A 20,247-nucleotide genomic window follows, 5' to 3' on the forward strand; every position below is an offset into this window, starting at 1 on the left:
TGACGGCATTGGCAGCGTGGCTAAGGCCAGTGGGGGTGCAGCGAGGCATACGCGTGCGTGGTCGTTCGGCGCACCCGCCGTCGTGGCGGACTGTCGTGGGCTGAGGTTCGTGCCACTGCCGTGCCAGCGGGCTGTCATGAGGGAGTCATGCAGTCAAGTTGCACGTGCCGCACCAGGTATCGAAACCCAGAGGCAGCCGAATCGAGACCGATTGATGTGAGGCATGCGTGCACAATAAGTCGCACGTTCGGGAGGGGGCTTCATGGCGATGTTCAGCAGATATGCCACAGTGCTGGTGCTTGCCGGCCTTGCGATGACGGCGTGCACCAACGAGCAAAACAAAGCTCTAAGCCTCGCTCGGGAGGCCTGCAACGTGGAGTTCCCGGACCTGGGCGGCGACGTGCTCACTGATGCAGACGCCCGAACGAAGGCCCGCGATGAGTTCCTGCCTCTGTCGGAGGAGGTAGCCAACAAGGCAGCGCAAGCAGCCCGGAGCGACACAACCTGGCAACCGCTCGCGACTGCAGCTGACGACTTGGCCGAGCTGGTGTCGGTGACCATCGACCTGGGGGATCTACGTGCCACGAAGGTCGGTGGCGGGTATTCGACCCCTGAGGACGTCGATAAGGACACCCAGCTTGAGGCACGCCACGCTGAGCTCGTGACGAAGTCCGACACTTTTGGGGACGAGTGCCGCAAGGCTACTGATTGATGCCACAGCGCCCCCGGAAGGGAATGGCGCGACGCCCGGCGCGTGACTTCGTGTTCTTCGTCTCGCGCCGCACCTGCACTCGGGTCGGGCAGTACCCGGCCTCACGGCGCTGCCTCACCACACCCGCGCTCGTACTTCGGCAGCAAACGCCCACACCGGCGCGGGTTCTCTTCGCGACCTAATACTTCGGATGTAGATCGTGATCCGAGAGAGGCTTCTATGATCAGATCGCTTTTGGATCGTCATGCAGAGAAGTAGTGGGGGACCATGGCACAGTCAACGTCTGCGGCCGAAAGGGCAATTGAGGAACTTCTTACGCACGATAGGAAGATTCTCGCCCTTCGGGACGAAATTCGCGAAGCCCGCCTTAAGCGATTTCTACTAGTTTCCACCTACTCTTCTGCGCCTACGCTGCTCTTGATTCTGTTCATCGGGAACATCGTCACATGGGGTTACATTGACCTCGCCCGCGTCAACGTGGCCTGCATCCCGCTTCTCATCGCTCTCCTAATCCTGTGTGTGGTCGTCCGCGCCAACAGCACTTCTATTGACTTCTGGGATGGTCCCCTCCAAGACAAATGGGAAGCGGGTCACGCGGCAGGGAAGAAGATCGACCTTGAGCTCGCCCTTGAGCGCAAGCGTCTCTCCGCAGCATCTATCGACCTAACAACAGAAATCCGCCGCCACATCTACCGAGAGACCGTCCCAGTAGCCATCGAGCAGTACCGCTCCGACGGGCTTCGTTACAGGCGTGTCCACAACTTCTTTCAAAGCATCATCATCGTTGGTTCGCTTGCGACGTCGACGGCAGCAAGCCTTGCGGATACCCCGGCTCCTTATAAATGGATCACCGTTGGCACCAGCTTCTCTGTCGGTCTCGCAGCAGGCTTCACGGGCTACTTCAAGTTCCGCGAGCGTAGCTTCTATCTCCAGCAGACAGCCGACTCCATTGAGGAGGAGTACAACGCTGTCAATCTGAAGGTTGGCCGCTATATTGGCAGCGCTGACGACGAAGCTGCCCTTCTGGAGTTTACCGAGCGGGTTGAGACCCTCAAGAATGACCAGCGCAAAAGGCAGCAGCAACTGGACCAGCCGACAGAAACGCCCGAGGGCTGACCCACAGGCGCACGAGCCCACGGCCCCTAACCAGCAGAAACCCAGCTCACCAAGATCCCCGGCAAGACCCAGAGCAAAAAGACAGCTAGGCTGCACCCCGCCTCGGATCCGACAGGTTGTGCCACTCGTGGCCGCACCCATCGGCGCAATGCAGCGTCCGCCTTCGGGTATCCGCGATGCTGAAGAGGGCGACGAGCAGGCGGAAGGACTTGGTGAGTTCATAGGCCGGGAGTACTTCCATCCCGAAGCGCCACTTCGTGAGCATCACCGCCGGCGTGTGAGTGGGACGAATGCCAGACCGCACAATGCTCTCTGGTACATCATCCTTGCGGGCGCGGGCCTGCCCGCAGAACAGCACCAGTGCGTGCAGGACCTTGCGTTGGTCATCCTCCGAGAGACCCTCGAACCACTCGACACCCTCGCCCGTTGGTCTGAGCCCTTGCGCAAGTTCGTTCAGGACCACCTCGTGTACGTACAACATCGGCTACCTCCCCCGTATCTTCAGGCAGACGGAACTGCGCACCAGCGCCCGTGAACGATTCCCCGGCTGTTCAGTGTGAAGGCGAGAAGCCGGCGGATTGGTCGAGGTGGAACGCGGAGCCCGGAGCCGTCGGAGTCCACCCCTCACGCAGGGCAAGCCGAACAGCCGCGGCAACACCGGACGGCCGCACAGGCTCAGCCTCGCGACCGATCCAGTTGCTCGGATGCGGCTGGTCGGTGGTGACCACCAGCGTCGTCCCCGGGGTGTCCGCGTGCTCGACCGCGAACGTGCACGGCGACCAGGCCAGCCCCTGGAAGTACGTCGGCCTGCCCCGCAGCCGCCAGCGGTACACCGTGCCGTCGACAACGATCCGTCGTGATCCCCTGCGGACCAGCGCCATGACTCCCCCTTCAACAGCGCCGATGCTAGCGACCCCAGCCCTACCGCCCGTCTCAGTTTCCGTCTCATTCAGCACCGTTCACGGCCGTTCAGACGAGACCGAAGCCGGTAGCCACTCCCACGGCCGAACGCCCATGAACGCAGGTGAACGGCCCCGTTCACGGCCCCAGAGCACACCACCACAGCTGGAAAGCGTGTTGGGGGCAACCCCTCACGAGTTCGAATCTCGTATCCTCCGCAGCCGCCTGAACAGGCGAAACGAAGAGCTGGACCGTTCATTGCGGTCCGGCTCTTCGGCATGCCTTGGTTGCAGTTTCGGTTGCATTTATAGGCGACATTTAGGACATTGCCTCAAGCAGGAAAGGCGCACGCTCACGTCCTATGGGGCGACCGGCGCAGACCGCGGGGAGCCACACCATCCGACGGGATACGTCACGACGGTTACCGGCCGCCAGGACCCACACGATGAGTTGGCCGTCCTCTACGGCGTAGAAGGAGAGGCAGTCGCCGCCTTGCGCCGCCAGCAGGTGTTGCGCCCTGAGGAGCTTCGGCATCGACCGCAGTCATGCCCCAGCATCCGTCGATGCCTGATTCACCCATCACGGGTTGGCCTGCGGCGACTCTGGTCTCGGCGGATCCGCGCGGATCCGTCCATGGCCCCGGAACGAGGTCGCGGTCATAGCCCGATCATCCGGACCTTGCTGCCGCACAGCCGGGTCATGTCATCGACATCCGACGTGAGGACGGCGACCGGACCAGGCTGACGCAAGGCTGCTTCCGCGACGGTGGCGTCGATCGCGTACTTGTGTCCGTGCAGACCGGCGCCCTTGAGCAGTTGTGCCGCCGCTTTGGCCGCTGCCTCCGTGACCGGCTCCACCTTGACCCGGGAGAGCGCCCAATGCAGTCGGGGCAGATTCACCCTGGCGTGGCTCACCTCCACGATGGTATTGGCGCTGACGACAAGGTCCGCTCCCATGTCGTGGAACACCTGGAACATCGCCAGAACCTTCCGGTCCTGCGCCACCCAGGCCGCCAGCCCTTCGCTGTCGAGGACGACAGTCTCAAAGTGCCCGCTCACGCGGCGTTCGCGCCGCCGGCGGCCTGCGTGGTACCGAAGATCCGCGCCCGCGCCTCGGCCAGCTCTTCCTCACTGAAGGCCCCATGCTCGTCCGTGTGGCTGCGCAGGTCGGCGCCCAGAAGCTGGTGCCGGATCTGTCTGGCGACCGCTTCGGCCACGTAGCCGGAGATGTTGTCCGTGATCTTCTTCAGCTCCGCCACCTGTTCGGTGGGGAGTGTCACCGTGATACGTGTGGTGTCAGCCATAGCTGTAAGCATACTGCGGTATGCGCGCTACGTACTCTCTGTTTGCGCAGTCGGTCCGGTCAGCGGCAGTCGGGGCGACTGGCCGTTCGAGCAGGTGCTCAGCTGGGCAGTTGTGCGACGCGCTGGTTCAGCGGGCCCAGTGGCGGTATGCCTCGATCCATTGCGAGCCCTCGGGGGCGGGTTCCGGCAGCGGCAGGTCCAGAATTCCGATGTCCTGTCGGACCGGCCCCCGGGCGCAGCGTGCGATCACGCACCCGTCCTTGGCAAGATCGACACCGACCACGCTCACCTCGATGCCGAGAACAGTCGTGGTGAACGGCACGGCAAGGCTCTCCTCGATCATCGTGAAGAAGCCGGTGAGCTGCTCATCCTGGCCGTAGGCGTCGACCGTGGCCTCTTCGATCAACGCCTCCAGCGCGGCTGGGTCCCAGGTGCTCATAGCCTGACCGTAGCGCTGCACCGTACGGTCGAGGACCGGTGTGTTCGGCAGCGGCATATCCGCCATGGCGCCGTCGCCAGCAGTCAAGCCAAGGCCCGTGGTTGCCAGCGTGTGACGTTGCCTGGTGGGGTTCGGTAGTGAGGGGGCCCGGGGAGGGTCCGACAAGCGACAGGGCAGAGAGTGGCACGAGTCGTCGTACGAGAGCCGAGTACGGGCGCGAGGAACGCACCGCCGCTGGCCCGGCAGGAAACATCCGCCTTCGTGAGGGAGTTGCTCAGCTCCGGCTGGGCGGTGGTGTTCCTGCCCGGTGAGCCCGCCCGCCTCGGACGGCTGCTGCTGTGGAAGCCGACCGGTGCAGCAGCCGAAGACAGCACGGCGCCCACCGGCCTGGAGACCGAGGTGGCGGAGTTGGTCCTGCCGCACGGCCGCTCGGTCAGGCGGCGCAGGGTCGAGGGTTACGCGCTTCCTGTCGCCGTCGCTGTCTCCGCCCTGGCTGATGCGGAGCCGACGCATCCCTCCGGCGCCGCCTGGCGGGCGGCCACCCGCTTCGCGCTGCGGCTGCTGGCCGACGGCCGCCTCCACCCGGCCATCACCCCCGCCGGTTACGACACCTGGCAGGTGGGTCCCTTCACAGCCGCCCAGCGCCAGACGCTGGACGCCCTGGCCGCCGCCTTCCCGCCACACGCCCACTGCCTGCCCGAGCCAGGTCCTGCGCCGGTACGGATCGCCGAACCGGCTGCGCTGGTACGCCAGTTCTGCGACGCGGTAGCCGATGATCTGGTCCGTACACCGGCCGCGCCGCTCGCCATGGGAGCGCTGCCGTACGCCTGGCGCGAGGCCCGCGCCGTGCCCGCCTTGCGTGAATGGGCCGAGGTAACCCAGGCGGCGCTCACCGCCGAGGTCGGTATCTCCCTGCGCGTCGACGTACCCGAAGGACGCCGACGGCAGTTCCGGGCCGTCCTGCAACTGCACACCGCGGCGGACCCGGCGCTCGTCATCGAGGCCGCACGACTCTGGAGCGAGCCGACCGAAGTGGAGCGGCTGCTCGGCCCACGCGCCGAGACCGAGACCCTTCTCGCCCTGCGCCGAGGCGCCCGCGCCTGGTCCCCGCTGCGGAGGCTGCTCAACGATGCCGCTCCCGATCAGCTCCGGTTGACCGACGACGAAGCCTTCGATCTCCTTGGGGACGCCACGGACGCGCTGCGCGCGGCCGGTGTCGACGTGCACTGGCCGCGTGACCTGGTCAAGGCGCTCACCGCGACCGCGGAGATCGGGCAGCGCACCGCCCCCGGTTCCACCGCGGGCGGCCTGCTGGACACCGAGGCCCTCCTCGACTTCCGCTGGCAGGTCTCCCTTGGCGGCGAGCCGCTCACCGAGGCCGAGATGGATGCTCTCGCAGAGTCACGCCGTCCCCTCGTCCGGCTTCGCGACCAGTGGGTGGTCGCCGACCCGAAGCTGGTGGCCCGCGCCAAGCGCCGCCGGATGGAACCGCTCACCCCCATGGAGGCGTTGAGCGCCGCCCTGACCGGCGAGACCGAGCGGGACGGTGACCGGGTCCCCTGTGCGGCGGTCGGTGCGCTCGGCGACTTGGTCGCTCGTATCCGTGACCCCGAATCCCGCACCCCCGTGCCCCAGCCCGCCGCCCTCAAGGCCACGTTGCGCGAGTACCAGAAGCGGGGCCTGGCCTGGCTGGCCGAGATGTGCGCACTCGGCCTCGGCGGCTGTCTCGCCGACGACATGGGCCTGGGCAAGACCATCACCTTGCTCGCTCTGCACCTGCACCGCCAGAGCGACCCCACCACCGCGGGCCCCACCCTTGTCGTCTGCCCGGCCTCCCTGCTCGGCAACTGGCAGCGCGAGGCCGCCAGATTCGCACCGTCCACCCCCGTACGCCGTTACCACGGCGGCGACCGCCACCTGGGGGACCTGGCCGGCGACGAGATCGTCCTGGTCACCTACGGGGTGCTGCGCCGCGACCGCGAAGTGCTCGCCGAGACAGCCTGGTCGCTGGTGGCCGCCGACGAGGCCCAGCACGTCAAGAACCCCTACGCCGTCACCGCCCGCGAACTGCGCGCCCTGCCCGCCCGCGCCCGCGTCGCTCTCACCGGCACCCCCGTGGAGAACAACCTCTCCGAGCTGTGGGCCCTGCTCGACTGGACCACCCCCGGGCTCCTCGGCACACTCACCGCGTTCCGTGACCGGCATGCCCGCGCCATCGAGGCGGGCGAGGATCCCGAGGCAGCCGAGCGCCTGTCCCGTCTCGTACGTCCCTTCCTGTTGCGCCGCAAGAAGTCCGACCCCGGCATCGCGCCCGAACTGCCGCCCAAGACCGAGACCGACCACGTCGTCCCGCTGACGGCCGAGCAGACGAGCCTGTACGAGGCACAGGTCCGCGAGACCATGGCGAAGATCGCGGATTCGGAGGGCATCGCCCGGCGCGGTCTGGTACTCAAGCTGCTCACCGCGCTGAAGCAGATCTGCAACCACCCCGCCCAGTATTTGAGAGAGCACAGCCTGCGCCAGTCCACTCCCCTGCGGGGCCGCTCGGGCAAGCTCGACCTGCTCGACGAACTTCTCGACACCATCACCGCCGAAGGCGAATCCGTGCTGGTCTTCACCCAGTACAAACAGATGGCGGCTCTGCTGGAGAAGCATCTGGCCGAGCGCGGCGTCCCCGCTCTCTTCCTGCACGGCGGCACCCCCGTCGCGCGGCGCGAGGAGATGGTGGACCGCTTCGAGCGCGGTGAAGTGCCGGTGTTCCTGCTGTCGTTGAAGGCGGCGGGCACCGGACTCAATCTCACCCGCGCCACTCACGTCGTGCACTACGACCGCTGGTGGAACCCGGCCGTCGAGGACCAGGCCACCGACCGCGCCTACCGCATCGGCCAGGGCAAACCCGTCCAGGTACACAAGCTCCTCGCGGAGGGAACCGTGGAGGACAAGGTGGCGAAGCTGCTCGAAGCCAAGCGCGCCCTCGCCGACGCCGTCGTCGGCTCCGGCGAGGCAGCCCTGACCGAACTGTCCGACGCTGACCTCGCCGAACTCGTCGCCCTGGGCAGGCAGTCATGAGCCCCGCTGTCCCCGGCCAGCGCCGTGCGCCCGCCCGCGGCAAGCGAGCCTTCGCCGCGACCTGGTGGGGCCAAGCATGGGTGGCCGCCCTGGAGGACTCCACCCTGGACGCAGGACGGCTCTCGCGCGGACGCACCTACGCCCGCAAAGGCATGGTCGGCCCGGTCACCGTCGCTCCGGGAAAGGTCAACGCCGCTGTCCAGGGCAGCCGCCCACGCCCGTACCGCTCCTCAGTCCACCTGCCCGTCCTCACCGACCCTCAGTGGGACACCCTGCTCGACACGATCGCGGCCCGCGCCGGACATCTCGCAGCACTTCTCGACGACGAGATGCCCGCCGAACTCGTGGACGACGCCCGGCACGCGGGCGTCCCACTGCTCCCACTGCCCACCGAGCTCGATCCGGAGTGCTCCTGCCCCGACTGGGGATACCCCTGCAAGCACGCCGCCGCACTCTGCTACGCCATCGCCGCCACCATCGACACCGACCCGTTCGTGCTCTTCACGCTGCGCGGCCGCGGTCGTGAGGAGGTCTTCGCCCAGCTGCGCGCACTCCGTACGGCAGCACAGGACACCGCCGCCTCAACCTCACCGGCCGGCATCCCGGCCGCCGCCGCGTACGCCCACTGGGCCGAAGAGCCGCCCGAACTGCCCGAACTCCCGGAACCCGCTGCCCACACCACAGCACTGCCAGTCGCCCCGCCACCCGGCACCGGCCTGGCCGCCGCGGACCTGGAACGCCTCATGGCCGACGCCACCACGCGCGCCGCCCGGCTCCTCGAGGGCGACACCGCCGACCTGCACCTGACCCAGCACCAGGACGCCGTCCGCATCGCCGCAAGCAACCCCGGACCCGAGTGGTTCCACCACCTGATCCAGAACACCGGCACCAAACCCACTGTCTTCGCACGCCTCACCCGCGCCTGGCGCCACGGCGGCCCCACGGGCATCACCATCGCCGAACAGCCCCACACCCCCGACCCGACGGTGATGAAGGCCACCCGCACCGCCCTGGAGACGGCCCTCGCCGAGATGACCGACTCCCCCACACACCTCAGAGCCTGGCGCAACCGCCTCACCCTCACCCAGCACGGCATCCAGCTGCGTCTGGGCCCCGACGCCCGCTGGTACCCCTACCTCCAGGACGACGACGGCGAATGGCAGCCCGTCGCACCAGCCGACAGTGACCCGGTCACCGCGCTCACCGCGGCCTGGTCGCAGAACGGGGAGTAAGGAGGCGATTTCCCGCTGACCAGGAACCACGAGCAGCAGCTGGACACACTCACGCTGCTCCACATCCGTGGTTGCAGTTCTGGTTGCATTCACCGGCGTACAGCACCGTTCAGAACCCCCGACCGGACCAGCTGCACCGCAGGTCAGGACGTTGCCGTACGCCCCAGAACCCCCAGACGAACATTTGTTGGATTTTCCGGCGGCATCGGGAGCTCCGCCGGTTCCGGGCGGCACCCAGAGGGCGTCTCCCACTTGCTCGGGCACGACCTCCGGCGGCCCAGCCGCCGGCCGCCCCGGCCACGACTGCCGAGCCCGCGCCGTTCGAGGGAGGGGCGCCCTGCGGCACGTACACCGAGGAGATCGTCGCAAGCTGGGCGAAGGTTCTGCCCTACGCCGACGGGGATGGTAGCTGTAGAGATAGTATCTCCATTGATACTATCTCTGGCAGGGGGCTTGCCATGCGTCGCTTCATCGGGCGAGACCGCGAGCTGAGCGGGCTCGGCAGCGCCTTGCAGGCGGTTCGCGATGCCGTCGGGTCGGCGAAACCGGGGCAGTGCATCCTCATGCGCGGACGGAGACGGGTCGGCAAGTCGAGCCTCGTCGAGGAGTTCCTCCGGCGCACCGAGACGCCGTACCTCTTCTTCACCGCTGCCGGCGGCACAGCCGAGGACGAACTGACGGAGTTGCTCGACAGCGTCGCCAGATCCACCCTGCCGGAGCGGGCACTGTTCGCGGAGGAGACGCCCGCTCAGTGGAATGCGGCATTCAGGCTGCTTGCGGAAGTTCTGCCCGACGACACCCCCAGCGTCGTCGTCATCGATGAGGTCCCGTATCTCATGGACCGCATTGACGCCTTCGAGGGCATGCTCCAGCGGGCATGGGACCGCCTGCTCAGCCGCAAACCGGTACTTCTCCTCCTGGTCGGATCCGACCTTTCGATGATGGAGGCGCTGAACAGCTACGACCGCCCGTTCCATCAGCGGGGCCGGGAGATGGTCGTGGGGCCGCTGAACCCGGCCGATATCGGCGAGATGCTCGATCTGCCGTCGGCGGCCGCCTTCGACGCCGCCCTGATCACGGGCGGTCTTCCGCTGATCTGCGCGGAGTGGCGGGCCGGATCGGATGTCTGGGAGTTCCTCCGCGACTCGCTGGACAACCCGATCTCGGCGCTGCTGGTGTCCGCCGAGCGCTCACTGGCCGCGGAGTTTCCGCCGCAGGCGATGAGCAGGGAAGTCCTGCGGGCCATCGGATCCGGGGAGAGAACCTTCACCAACATCGCGCGCGCCGCCGGCGGCATTGCCCACACCACGCTCACCCGAGCCACTGAAGTACTGACCGAGAAGCGGGTGGTGGCAGCCGAGCTGCCCCTCTCCCTGCGGCCGTCGAAGGAGCGCCGCTATCGGGTGGCAGACCCCTACCTGCGCTTTTGGCTCGCGTTCCTCGATCCGCACATGGCGGAGATCGAGCGGATGCGGGGAGATCTCACGCTGAGCCGGATCAAGGAGCAGTGGACGAGCTGGCGGGGCCGCGCGATCGAGCCCCTGGTCCGGGACTCCCTCGCCCGCCTCTTGCCGGCCGGGTCCCTGCCCGCCGCGCCGGCGATCGGCGGGTACTGGACCCGCAGCAACGACGTCGAAATCGACCTGGTGGGCGCGGACCGGCAGCCGGTGGCGAAGCAGTTGCTCTTTCTCGGCTCGGTCAAGTGGCTGGAGAATTCCACGTTCGACAGCCATGACCTGGCCGCGTTGCAGAAGCATCGGGCAGCGATCACCGACGAGCCGGTACCGCTCGTGGCGGTCTCCCGCAACGGGGTCGGTTGTTCCGGCCTTCAGGCGGTCTACGGCCCCGAGGAACTGCTCAGCGCTTGGCGCAGAGCCTGAGCAGGGCGGGCTTCACGAGGAGCTGAGCCGGCGCAGAGCGCGACGGACGCCAGGCAGCCCCAGCCAGTCCACCAGCCCGTTCACCAGCCCGTTCACCAGCCCGTCCCGGGCGGTCAGAGCGGCGGTGCGGCCGTCACCGATCACCGCGTAGGGCCGCAGCGGAGCGTAGGCGCCGGCGGCGCACGTCACCGGCTGCTGGCCCTCGTCCCGCCCCCGCGTGGGCTGGGTCATCGGGCACGTGCGAGGCGAGTGGCCCCCTGGCGCTCACCCGCCTCGTCGCCGTCGGCGCCCGCGTGCGTGGTGTCAGTGCGGCTGCTGCGTGCCGCGGTAACGCTGAGCGAGGCGGGCCAAGGCCACCGCGCCGAGCAGAAGGCCGAAGTCGCGCAGCGCGATGTCGTAGTGCCCTGGGATGGTCAGCAGGTTGACGATGATGCCGGCGAGCCATCCGGCGACCAGCCATCCCCCGAAGCGCGGGGCCAGGGCGACGACGAGGCCCGCCACGATCTCGATGACTCCCACTGCGTACATGGCCGCCTGGGCGCTGCCCGGAACGATGTCGTCGATCCACGGCGCCAGATAGGCGGGCCAGTCCACGAGCAGGTTGGTGAACTTGTCCAGCCCGAACAGGATCGGTGCCACGGTGAACCCGGTACGCAGGATGACGAACGCCTGGTATCCGGGGTCGGTGAGTGCGGCTCGCCGAGGGGTGGCGGACGTGGTGTTTGTGGTTGCGGACGACATGACGCCTTCCTTCTATCGACAACTCTCACTAACGATAGAAGCGCGCGCAGCCTCTATAGTCAATGGCCGTGGGTTTTACACTGGTGTTCGTGGACCACCCGAAGGAAGCACCCCACCCCGATGTCTCCGCAGTCGCCGCTCTGGACGAGCCGACCCGCAGGAGGCTGTACGAGCACGTCGTGCGCCAGCCGGGCCCGGTCAGCCGCGACGAAGCCGCCGAGGCCCTCGGCCTTGCCCGGCAGACGGCGGCCTTCCACCTGGACCGCCTGGCGGACCAATCACTGCTCGACGTCGTCTACGAACGGCGCAGCGGCCGCACCGGCCCGGGAGCCGGCAGGCCCGCCAAGCTCTACAAACGCTCCGCCAAGCAGGTCACCGTCAGCCTGCCCGAGCGGCACTACGAACTGGCCGGACGGCTCCTCGCTCAAGCTCTGGAGGAATCCGAGGCCACCGGCGAACCGGTCCGGACCGTCCTGCACCGCAAGGCCCACGAGCTGGGCACACAGCTCGCCGGACACCAACAGGCGGGCGTCTTCGACCTGCTGGAAGGCAACGGGTTCGAGCCCCGCTACGACGGTGAGGCCATCGTCCTGGGCAACTGCCCCTTCCACGCGCTCGCCCGCGACCACACCCAGACCGTGTGCGGCATGAATCTCCACCTGCTCCGCGGCGTCCTCGAAGGGCTCGAAGGGCTCGAAGAAGGCGGCCTCCAGGCATGCCTGGCACCCGGCCCCGGCCACTGCTGCGTCCGCCTCGAGCCGGCCTCCGCCGCACCCGCACCCGCACCCGCACCCGCACCCGCACCCGCGGATTTCTGACGCGCTCACTCGCCGCGTCGATCACCGGCCCCGCGTCGCAGAGCGCTGACCTGCCCGCAGCCGGTGTTGGTCAGGGCGTCGCAGGCCGGCGGCGGGTCGGCCGGCCCGCCGGGTGTGCCGGGACGCGCGCCGTAAGTGGTGGGGCCGGGCGGGAGGTGGGGCGGGGCGGGCCTTCGAAGTGGCTGGGGAACGGGTACTTGCGTTCCAGGAAGGTGTGGATGGCGGTCTGGGCCGCCGGTCTGGCCTCCGGGGTGGTGTCCACGTCGTTGAGGCAGAAGAAGTCGATGTCCTCACCGGCCCCGAGGCGGGCCAGGCGGCGGTGCATGTCCGGGGTGCCCAGTTGGACGTAGCGGAAGCGGTAGTCGGCCGGGACGGCGCGGCCGGTCGCGATCGCCCAGTGGTGGTGGAGCGTGGATGCCGGGGCGACGTCGGAGGTGGAGCGGAAGCGGGAGTAGGAGGTGTGCTTGAGTTCCTCGATTTCGAGGGTCTCCATTTCGCGCATGACCGACAGCAGTTGGGGGTGCGGGGTGTGCAGGGATTTGTGGGTGATGTGTCTGCCGTGGAAGCGGCTGATCACCTCGCGGGCGTTCTTGCCGGCGGAGTTGGGGGCCGGTTCAAGGGGGTGCGGGGCGCCGAGTCCGAGTTTCAGGGGGGAGAGGGGGATGCGGGCTATGCCGTTGCCGTGGAAGAAGTGCTCGGCCCGTACCGGGCGGTTGATGAAGACGTCGTCGTTGAAGTAGAGGTAGTGGTCGGACAGGCCCGGGATGTGGTGCAGGCGGGTCTCTATCGCGTGTGAGTTGAAGACGGGGAGTGCGTCGGGCGGGAGGATGTCCCGGTGGTCCACCACCGTCAGGCCCTCCGCGTCCGGGTTCAGCCAGGCAGGGATCTGGGAGTCGGTCACCAGGTAGACGTGCCGGACGAAACCCGCGTACATCTCCAGGGAGCGGAGTGCGTACTTCAGTTCGTCGTGGCAGGTGTAGCGGGAGGCACCGGTCTCGCGCGCGGCGATGACGTCGCAGGACAGGGCCTGATGGGCTCGGCGCTTCGCGGCCATCGCCGGGTCGTTCCCGTCGACCCAGGTGTACACGGCGTCGACGGGGAAACGCACTTCGTCGATGCCCGGCTCGGCGAACGGGGCGAACGTCGGCACGCTGCGGTGGCGGCCCGCCACGGAGGCAGGCTGCTGGGCCGCCTGCGGGAGTACCTCCGCGACGGCGTTGCGGCGCGGGGCCACGAGTGCCTGGCCGAAGACGTCCGGCAATCGGCTGCCGGGCACGGTGAACCAGGTCGGATCGGTGCCCGGGGTGCTGCCGAGGTCCCGGCCGTGACGCCAGAACTCGATGTCGCACCCCGTCTCGAGACCGGTGAGCACCTGCCCTTCCGGACCCAGACGCACCACGCCGGTACGGAGCACCGTGGCCCGCCTCAGCGCTCGCGGCAGCTTCCCGTCGGCCCACAGCACCGCGGTCGTCACGGCGCCGTCCGCTCCGACGGCGCCGACGTACCCGACGGTGCCGGCGAAGCGTCGGGCGGCCCGGGAGAGAACCGCGCCGCGGTGCCTCTCCTCGATGCCGATGGCCTGCCGGGGCGCCGCCGCACCGGGCCCGTGGTCGGCGGGGACCAGGAAGTACGGGACACCTAGCCCCTCCAGCAGGGTGCACACCCGCTCGAGATCCGCTTCGACGGCGTCCGCGGCGGTGTATCCGGCGACCGTACGACCGTAGAGCCGTATCGGTCCGAAGGTGATCCGGCGCAGTGCGGGATCCGCGGCCCGCAGGCGCCGTCGGGCCCGGGTCGCGCGCAGCGTCCAGAGCCGGGCCGTCAGCCAGAGCCGCAGGCGTACCGACAAGTCCCGGGCCGCCCGGATGCCCCCCGGCAGTCCGAAGCGGTGACGGATGCCCGTTCCCTCCATGTCCATGCCCCCCATGTCCATGCCCCCCAGCCCTTGTTACTTCTGCTTCTCGAAGGGGCTCGCGAAGGGGAAGTAGTTCTCCAGGAACTCATCCATCCGGATGCCGACCTGCTCCCGCTCCTCGGGCGGCACATCGACGTCGTTGAGGCAGAAGAAGTCGAAGCGGCGGTTGCGACGCAGATCTGCGAGGCGTTTTTCGGCGTCCGGGCGGCTGATGTTCACGTAGCGGAAGCTGTACCTGCCCGGCACCCCGCGGCCGGTCATCAGCGCGTACTGGTAGAGCAGCGGTGCCGTCATGGCGATGTCCTGCGGCGAGCGGAAGCGGGATGCCGTGGTGCGGCTGATGTCCTGCGGGAACAGCTCCTCAAGCGCCTGGAGCGTCTCCCGGTGCTGCGGCAGCGGGGTGTGCATGAAGTTGTTCGTCGTCACCCGCCCGAACTTCTCCAGCAGCAGCCGGCGGACGTTCTTGCTGGCGGAGTTGGTGGCCGTCTCCTCGGCGTGCGGCTTGCCGACGCCTATCTTGAGCGGGGACACCGGGATCTTCATCAGTCCGCTGCCGTGGAAGAAGTGCTCCGCGGTGACCCGGCGGCCGACGAACACGTCGTCGTTGAAGTAGAGATAGTGCTCCGACAGGCCCGGGATGTGGTGCAGCCGGGTCTCGATCGCATGGGAATTGAACACCGGCAGGACGTCCTGCGGGAAGATGTCGCGGTGGTCGACGACCGTGATCCCCGGGGCCGAGTCGTCGAGCCAGTGCGGCTTCTGACCGTCGGTCACGAGGTAGATGTGCCGGACGAAGTCGGCGTACATCGCGAGTGAGCGCAGCGAGTACTTCAGCTCGTCATGGCTGGTGTAGCGGGAGGCGTTGGTCTCCTTGTCCAGGATCTCGGCGATGCCGTGCTCCTGGTATTGGGCCCGCTTGGCCCGCATCCGGGGCTCCTCGCCGTCCACCCAGGTGTAGACGACGTCGACGGGGAAGGTCACGTCGTTCACGGTCGGCAGGGTGAGCGGGGCGAAGCTCGGCAGCTCCCGGTCGCCGATCCGCACCGTGGCCGGCTTCTGCTCGGACGCCGGGAGTACGTCCGTGATGCCGTTGTTCCGCGGCGCGATCAGGGACTCGGCGAAGATGTCCTCGGACGCCTGCGGCTGCACCTTGGCCAGTCGCCTGGGCCCGTCGTCGGAGGCGAGGAGCTGTGCCCCGTCCTCCCAGAACTCGACGTCGCAGGCGAGTTCCGGCCCGGCGAGCAGCTGGCCCGAGGGGCCGAGGTGGTTCTCCCCGATCCGCAGGACGGTGGCCGTGCGCAGCGCGGTCGGCAGTACGCCGTCCATGAACAGTGCGGGGTTCTTGAGCTGTCCGCCGGGCAGCGGTCTGCCGAGGAACACCGCCTTCCCCGCGTTCTGCGCCTCCAGGGCGGTGAGGAAACGCTCCCGGTCGACGGCGTTCACACCGACCGTGTGGCGCGTACGCGAGGTCGGTACCAGGAAGTACGGGATGCCTTCCTGCTCCAACGCGGCGACGACCAGGCCGAGGTTGGCGGCGGCCGCCTCAACAGCGCTGAACCGGGTCACGATCCGGCCGTAGAGCTGCTGGCCGCGTACCGCCACCGGGCGGAGCATCGGGTCCGTGACCGCTGCCGTGCGGCGCCGCCGCATGGTGCGCAGCTGCCACACCCGTTCGGCGGCCTTCCGCTCGACTCGCGGTCGCATCCGCCGGGCAAAGGAACGCACGGTCACGTTCTGAGCTCCTCTTCATGAACCCCTCAGAATCCCTGCGTTAGCCAGACCGACGCGTGGTGCCGAAGGTTGTAGAAGAGTTCTCCGAGAATTAACAAACGAAGGGCCCTGCACATATCCGGCCCTCAGTTGAACGTGGTAGAGCGCTGCTGCCTTTCCGATCTTTTCGTGGTCCACCAGGCCAGGGGCCTGATCCGGGAAAGCGGATCAGGCCCCTGGCTGGTTTCCGAGGTCGAGCACGGCCGGGCGGACACCGGTGCACTGCCATCGGCGGAACATCCCAGGGACCGTCTACGACGGCCCGTACTCCACCGGTAGGTCTCGCCATGGAACACCGGGGTCCGCGCCGGCCAGGGGATCCCGCGGTCGGCCTCCGTCGACATGCGGACGACCAGCCGACCACAGGAACCCCCGATCCGGACCTCGGGCTAGAAGGCGCTGTTGTCGCAGCCCATGGCCGAACCGATGTGGGTGTCCTGCCCACCCGAGTTGCCCTCGCCGTTGAGCGCGTTGCCCAGCACGCCGTTGAGGACGCCGACCTGGCCGAGGACGTCGACGTTCAGGTCGTGCGACTTGCAGGAGGAGCTCTGCAGGACGCTGGTCTTGCCGCCGTGGCCGTCCATGCCCTGGGCGGTGGCGGTACCGGCGCTCAGGATGCCGACGCTGCCGAGGGCCACGACCACGACGGCAGCCTTGCGAAGGTTGTGCATGTCATCTCCGGTGAAGTGAGGTGATTGCGATCCGTGACAGATCGACTTCGTACAGTTATAGGAGTTAATGGGAAAATTACTAATATGTCCCTGCGACACGCCGTGGTTCGTGATCTCGTGGCGGAACCACCCGGACAACCGCGGTGAGGGGAGAGGGACGCTGGGTCGGCTCGTTCGACGGTCTCTACCGCGGCGCCACTCCGACGTCGGAGAAGATGGCCAGCGCCTGTTGCCTCATGAGGTCGGCCGCGGCGGCCTCGTTCTGGTGGAGGACGCGGCTGAGGGTCATGAGGGTGCGGGCCTCGCCGAGGCGGTGGCCGGTCTCGCGGTGGATGGCCAGGGCCTCGTGGCCGAGGGCGACGGCTGTGGCGGGTGCCGCCTCGGACTCCGCGATGTCGCACAGGACCGACAGGGCCTGCGCCTCCACCACCCGGAACGAGTAGTCGCGCGCCAGGCTCAACGCCTGCTCGGCATGGCTGCGGGCCTGGTCGAGCCGGCCCAGTTGCCTGAGCGTGAGGGACAGGCCCAGGGTGCAGTCCGCCTCGGTGCGCCGGTGCCCCGACTGCTGGGCCAGGGTGAGGGCCTGCCGGCCGGCCCGCTCCGCTCGGTCCGGGTGGGCCAGTTCCCGGTGGGCGGCGGCGATCGTGTTGAGGATGCCGGCCTGAATCCAGCGGCGCCCCTTGGCCTTGCTCATGGCCAGCGCCCGCTCGGCCTGTTCCAACGCCTCTTCGTGGCGGCCGAGTTCGAGGTTGATCCTCGCGACGGAGTCCAGCATCATGGCGCGGTCGTCGCGGTGTCCGCCCCTGTGGTCAGGGCTCACCTTGGAACCGAGGGCGTCGAGACCCTCGGTCAGACGGCCGAGTTCCCAGTACGCCCAGCCCAGGTTCTGCAGAGCCAGGCTGTGGTCGTGCCATCCGATCTCCTCGTTACGGAGGATGGCCGTTTCGAGGTGTTCGGCAGCCTCGCGCAGTCGGCCCAGATCCCGGCAGGTCACACCGAGGACGACCAGCCCCAGCGCTTCGAGGTAACGGTTTCCGGCCGCGCGGGCGATCCGCAGACCGGTGGTGACGTGCTCGTACGCGCTGTCGAGGCGGGCCATGCTCCATTCCGCCTGGGCCAGGCCGCCGAGCCCCGCTGCCTCGCCCGTCACCCAACCGATCTCCCGGCTGATCTCCCGCAGTTGGGTGTGGTGGTCCAAGGCCTGCCGCCCCCACCCCCGGTCCGACTTGAGCAGTCCGAGGACGCAGTGCACGGCGGCCTGACCGTGCAGGTCGCCTTCGGCCATCGCGGCGTCCAGCGCCGTCTGTGCGGTGGCCTGCCATGTCGCCCGGGGCAGATGGAGCCAGAAGTCTCCGAAGAGCGCGTTGGTCAGGTGCCAGGTGAGGGGGCGGGGGCCGTGGCGCCCCGCGTGGTTGATGACGGCGAGCAGATTCGCCCGCTCCGCCTCCAGCCACGGTCCGGCTCCGGCTCCGGCAGCGGGCGGAAGTCCCGGCCGGTCGCCCGGGGCGAGGTCGTGGGGCAGCTCCGGGAAGAGCCAGGTTCCGCCGGTCGCGCGAGCGGCGTTCAGGTACCAGACGAGGACACGCCGCAGCGCGGCGTCCCGGTCCGCCGCCGTCTCCTCCGCCCGCGCGATCTCCTGCGCGTACTCCCGCAGCAGATCGTGGAAGCGGTACCGGCCCGCCGTCGCGGGTTCGATCAGGTGGGCCGCGGCCAGGGCGCCGAGCGTGCGCCTGGCCTGCGGCAGCGGTATGTCCAGGAACGCTGCCGCGACCTCGGCGGTGAACTCCGGGCCGGGGAACAGGCCCAGCAGCCGGAAGAGCCGGCGCGCCGCGGGGGACAGGACTCGGTACGACGCGGAAAAAGCCGTACGCAAGGGGGAGTCGTCGGCATCGTCCGGCGCCAGCGCCTCCAGGCGGTTGCCCTCGGACATCTCGGCGACCAGGTCGGCCGGGCGCAGGCCCGGGTCGCCCGTCAGCCGAGCGGCGGCGACGCGCAGGGCCAGCGGCAGGCTGCCGCACAGCCGGATCAACTCCTCCACCGCCGACGGGTCTTCGCCGAGCCGATCCTCGCCAAGTGTCCGGCTCAGCAGCGCGCGGGCCTCGGCCGGCAGCAGGAGGTCCAGCGGCAGGGCGTGTGCGCCGTCGCGGGCGACGAGATCGCCGAGCCGGTTGCGGCTGGTGACGACGACGCAGCAGGACGGGCTGCCCGGCAGCAACGGGCGGACCTGCTCCGCCGACGCCGCGTTGTCCAGCAGGACGAGCAGGCGCCGGCCGGCCAGCAGGGTCCGGTACGCGCGTGCCTGGGCCTCGTCGTTCAGGGGGATCTCCGACGCCCTCAGGCCCAGGCCCCGCAGCAGCAGTTCCAGGGCTTCGCCTGCCTTGAGCGGTGGCCGGTCGTGGTCGAAGCCGTGCAGGTTCACATACAGCTGCCCGTCCGGGAAGCGGGCCCGGACCTGGTGCGCCCAGTGCACCGCCAGTGCGGTCTTGCCGATGCCGGCGGCGCCGCCGATCGCGGAGATGACCACCGTGTTCGACGGCCCCGGCGCCTGCTCGGGCGGCAGCAGCGCGTGCAGCCGGGCGAGTTCGTCGGTGCGGCCCGCGAAACCGGCGGCGTCGTGGGGCAGTTCGGCCGGGACCGACGGTGTGAGGTCGCGGTCCGGGCGACCTGGCTGGTGCGGTGTCGGTGCGGCCGCCGCGGGGTCGTTGGTGAGGATGAGCTGGTGGAGCGTCTGCAGCTCCGGTGCCGGGTCCACGCCCAGGTCCTCGGCGAGCCGTTTGCGGACGTCGTCGTAGTGGAGGAGGGCTTCGGCCTGGAGGCCGCACCGGTACAGGGCGGTCAGCAGTTGCCCGGCCATCCGTTCGTCGAGCGGGTGGGCGGCGGCCAGTTCGCGCAGCCGGGGAAGGATCTCCTCGTGGCGCCCCCTGAGCAGCTGCACCTCGTGGTACTGCAGCAGGGTGACGACCCGCTCGCTCACGAGCCGGTCACGCGTCGCCTGCGCCCATGCCCCCGTCAGCCCCGTCAGTGGTTCGCCGCGCCACATCTGCAGGGCGCGCTCCAGGAGTTCGGCGACCTGGTCGTCGGCGGCGGCCGCCGTGCCGGCCTCCCTCTCGCCGGCCCGGCCCTCCTTCTCCTTGGCGCGGGCCTCCTTCTCCTTGGCCCGGGCCTGGCCGACCAGCTCACGGAACCGGTACAGGTCCACTCGCCCGGTGGGCGTCCGTAGCGTGTAGCCGCCTGAACTGCGGTCCAGATGTACGCCTGTCGATCCCTGGTCCGCCGCCCGCAGGGCGGTCTTCAGCCGGCCGACATAGCCGTAGACAACGTTGCGCACCGTGTCCGGCGGGTCGTCCCCCCACACCCGGTCGATGAGTGTCCCGATCGGTACGACGCGATTGGCCTCCATGAGGAGTACGGCCAGCACGCACCGCTGACGAGGCCGGCCCAGGTCGACCTCCGCACCGTCCGCCCACGCCTGTACCGGCCCCAGCAACCGGATCTCCACCGGCCTGTCCTTCCATAACCGCTCGTGCCAACAGGGCGGCCATGGTCCATGCCGCACGACCTGCGCGTACAGGTTTCCTCAACATTCCCTCCTCTCCCCCTCGGAAAGCTGACGGCATGACACAGGGGGGCGGCGCTCACATCGATCGCAACCGTCGCAGGGCAGCACCGGAGGTCTCGCCC

The 20,247-nt window shown here is 68.9% G+C and carries 17 protein-coding genes and 1 pseudogene; 6 read left to right on the forward strand and 12 right to left on the reverse strand.

Annotated elements, in window-relative coordinates:
• Window positions 1-262 precede the first annotated feature (262 nt).
• The gene (locus AB5J49_RS22850) at window positions 263-712 is read left to right on the forward strand and encodes a hypothetical protein (protein WP_369170474.1); all 450 of its coding nucleotides are present in this window, start codon (window positions 263-265) and stop codon (window positions 710-712) included.
• Between the two features lie 19 nt (window positions 713-731).
• Here AB5J49_RS22850 and AB5J49_RS22855 read toward each other — a convergent pair.
• A pseudogene (locus tag AB5J49_RS22855) lies at window positions 732-861 on the reverse strand (site-specific integrase); the annotation flags it as partial.
• Between the two features lie 118 nt (window positions 862-979).
• Here AB5J49_RS22855 and AB5J49_RS22860 point away from each other — a divergent pair.
• Window positions 980-1,828 (forward strand): DUF4231 domain-containing protein, encoded by an 849-nt coding sequence (locus tag AB5J49_RS22860; protein WP_369170475.1) that lies wholly within the window; start codon window positions 980-982, stop codon window positions 1,826-1,828.
• Window positions 1,829-1,913: 85 nt separating this feature from the next.
• Here the strand turns inward: AB5J49_RS22860 and AB5J49_RS22865 are convergent, their stop codons facing one another.
• From AB5J49_RS22865 to AB5J49_RS22885, 5 genes are all read right to left on the reverse strand, one after another.
• Window positions 1,914-2,309 (reverse strand): DUF5958 family protein, encoded by a 396-nt coding sequence (locus tag AB5J49_RS22865; protein WP_369170476.1) that lies wholly within the window; start codon window positions 2,307-2,309, stop codon window positions 1,914-1,916.
• 70 nt (window positions 2,310-2,379) lie between these two features.
• Window positions 2,380-2,709: a hypothetical protein gene (locus tag AB5J49_RS22870; protein WP_369170477.1), complete on the reverse strand. Its 330-nt coding sequence runs from the start codon at window positions 2,707-2,709 to the stop codon at window positions 2,380-2,382.
• 675 nt (window positions 2,710-3,384) lie between these two features.
• The gene (locus tag AB5J49_RS22875) at window positions 3,385-3,786 is read right to left on the reverse strand and encodes a DNA-binding protein (RefSeq protein WP_369170478.1); all 402 of its coding nucleotides are present in this window, start codon (window positions 3,784-3,786) and stop codon (window positions 3,385-3,387) included.
• On the reverse strand, window positions 3,783-4,031 hold the full coding sequence (locus tag AB5J49_RS22880) for a hypothetical protein (protein WP_369170479.1): 249 nt from the start codon (window positions 4,029-4,031) through the stop codon (window positions 3,783-3,785). Before AB5J49_RS22880 ends, AB5J49_RS22875 begins: the two co-directional genes overlap by 4 nt.
• A 127-nt stretch (window positions 4,032-4,158) precedes the next feature.
• Window positions 4,159-4,557, reverse strand: coding sequence for a hypothetical protein (locus AB5J49_RS22885; protein WP_369170480.1), 399 nt, complete (start codon window positions 4,555-4,557; stop codon window positions 4,159-4,161).
• Between the two features lie 174 nt (window positions 4,558-4,731).
• Here AB5J49_RS22885 and AB5J49_RS22890 point away from each other — a divergent pair, with 174 nt between their 5' ends.
• From AB5J49_RS22890 to AB5J49_RS22900, 3 genes are all read left to right on the forward strand, one after another.
• The gene (locus AB5J49_RS22890; protein WP_369170481.1) at window positions 4,732-7,539 is read left to right on the forward strand and encodes an SNF2-related protein; all 2,808 of its coding nucleotides are present in this window, start codon (window positions 4,732-4,734) and stop codon (window positions 7,537-7,539) included.
• Window positions 7,536-8,771, forward strand: coding sequence for an SWIM zinc finger family protein (locus tag AB5J49_RS22895; protein ID WP_369170482.1), 1,236 nt, complete (start codon window positions 7,536-7,538; stop codon window positions 8,769-8,771). The genes AB5J49_RS22890 and AB5J49_RS22895 overlap by 4 nt, the downstream gene beginning before the upstream one ends.
• A 458-nt stretch (window positions 8,772-9,229) precedes the next feature.
• Window positions 9,230-10,651: an ATP-binding protein gene (locus tag AB5J49_RS22900; protein ID WP_369170483.1), complete on the forward strand. Its 1,422-nt coding sequence runs from the start codon at window positions 9,230-9,232 to the stop codon at window positions 10,649-10,651.
• Window positions 10,652-10,663: 12 nt separating this feature from the next.
• Here the strand turns inward: AB5J49_RS22900 and AB5J49_RS22905 are convergent, their stop codons facing one another.
• Both AB5J49_RS22905 and AB5J49_RS22910 read right to left on the reverse strand, forming a co-directional pair.
• The gene (locus AB5J49_RS22905) at window positions 10,664-10,882 is read right to left on the reverse strand and encodes a hypothetical protein (protein WP_369170484.1); all 219 of its coding nucleotides are present in this window, start codon (window positions 10,880-10,882) and stop codon (window positions 10,664-10,666) included.
• A 72-nt stretch (window positions 10,883-10,954) separates the two neighbouring features.
• Window positions 10,955-11,392, reverse strand: coding sequence for a hypothetical protein (locus tag AB5J49_RS22910; protein WP_369170485.1), 438 nt, complete (start codon window positions 11,390-11,392; stop codon window positions 10,955-10,957).
• A gap of 83 nt (window positions 11,393-11,475) precedes the next feature.
• Here AB5J49_RS22910 and AB5J49_RS22915 point away from each other — a divergent pair, with 83 nt between their 5' ends.
• The gene (locus AB5J49_RS22915; protein ID WP_369175223.1) at window positions 11,476-12,210 is read left to right on the forward strand and encodes a helix-turn-helix transcriptional regulator; all 735 of its coding nucleotides are present in this window, start codon (window positions 11,476-11,478) and stop codon (window positions 12,208-12,210) included.
• A 70-nt stretch (window positions 12,211-12,280) separates the two neighbouring features.
• Here AB5J49_RS22915 and AB5J49_RS22920 read toward each other — a convergent pair whose 3' ends face one another.
• The 4 genes from AB5J49_RS22920 to AB5J49_RS22935 form a co-directional block, all read right to left on the reverse strand.
• Window positions 12,281-14,128: a stealth family protein gene (locus tag AB5J49_RS22920; RefSeq protein WP_369170486.1), complete on the reverse strand. Its 1,848-nt coding sequence runs from the start codon at window positions 14,126-14,128 to the stop codon at window positions 12,281-12,283.
• Window positions 14,129-14,158: 30 nt separating this feature from the next.
• Window positions 14,159-15,856: a stealth family protein gene (locus AB5J49_RS22925; protein ID WP_369170487.1), complete on the reverse strand. Its 1,698-nt coding sequence runs from the start codon at window positions 15,854-15,856 to the stop codon at window positions 14,159-14,161.
• A gap of 428 nt (window positions 15,857-16,284) precedes the next feature.
• On the reverse strand, window positions 16,285-16,566 hold the full coding sequence (locus AB5J49_RS22930) for a hypothetical protein (RefSeq protein ID WP_301999441.1): 282 nt from the start codon (window positions 16,564-16,566) through the stop codon (window positions 16,285-16,287).
• A gap of 184 nt (window positions 16,567-16,750) precedes the next feature.
• On the reverse strand, window positions 16,751-20,065 hold the full coding sequence (locus AB5J49_RS22935) for a BTAD domain-containing putative transcriptional regulator (protein WP_369170488.1): 3,315 nt from the start codon (window positions 20,063-20,065) through the stop codon (window positions 16,751-16,753).
• Between the last annotated feature and the right edge of the window lie 182 nt (window positions 20,066-20,247).

Origin of the sequence: Streptomyces sp. R28 (genome assembly GCF_041052385.1) — a bacterium.
In the GTDB taxonomy this organism is placed as follows: Bacteria; Actinomycetota; Actinomycetes; order Streptomycetales; family Streptomycetaceae; genus Streptomyces.

Bases quoted from the DNA above. Each gene is read 5' to 3' on its own strand.
- AB5J49_RS22870 (WP_369170477.1), bottom strand. From the start codon at position 2,709: ATGGCGCTGGTCCGCAGGGGATCACGACGGATCGTTGTCGACGGCACG.
- AB5J49_RS22910 (WP_369170485.1), bottom strand. From the start codon at position 11,392: ATGTCGTCCGCAACCACAAACACCACGTCCGCCACCCCTCGGCGAGCC.
- AB5J49_RS22895 (WP_369170482.1), top strand. From the start codon at position 7,536: ATGAGCCCCGCTGTCCCCGGCCAGCGCCGTGCGCCCGCCCGCGGCAAG.
- AB5J49_RS22920 (WP_369170486.1), bottom strand. From the start codon at position 14,128: ATGGACATGGAGGGAACGGGCATCCGTCACCGCTTCGGACTGCCGGGG.
- AB5J49_RS22900 (WP_369170483.1), top strand. From the start codon at position 9,230: ATGCGTCGCTTCATCGGGCGAGACCGCGAGCTGAGCGGGCTCGGCAGC.
- AB5J49_RS22865 (WP_369170476.1), bottom strand. From the start codon at position 2,309: ATGTTGTACGTACACGAGGTGGTCCTGAACGAACTTGCGCAAGGGCTC.
- AB5J49_RS22930 (WP_301999441.1), bottom strand. From the start codon at position 16,566: ATGCACAACCTTCGCAAGGCTGCCGTCGTGGTCGTGGCCCTCGGCAGC.
- AB5J49_RS22905 (WP_369170484.1), bottom strand. From the start codon at position 10,882: ATGACCCAGCCCACGCGGGGGCGGGACGAGGGCCAGCAGCCGGTGACG.
- AB5J49_RS22880 (WP_369170479.1), bottom strand. From the start codon at position 4,031: ATGGCTGACACCACACGTATCACGGTGACACTCCCCACCGAACAGGTG.
- AB5J49_RS22850 (WP_369170474.1), top strand. From the start codon at position 263: ATGGCGATGTTCAGCAGATATGCCACAGTGCTGGTGCTTGCCGGCCTT.
- AB5J49_RS22860 (WP_369170475.1), top strand. From the start codon at position 980: ATGGCACAGTCAACGTCTGCGGCCGAAAGGGCAATTGAGGAACTTCTT.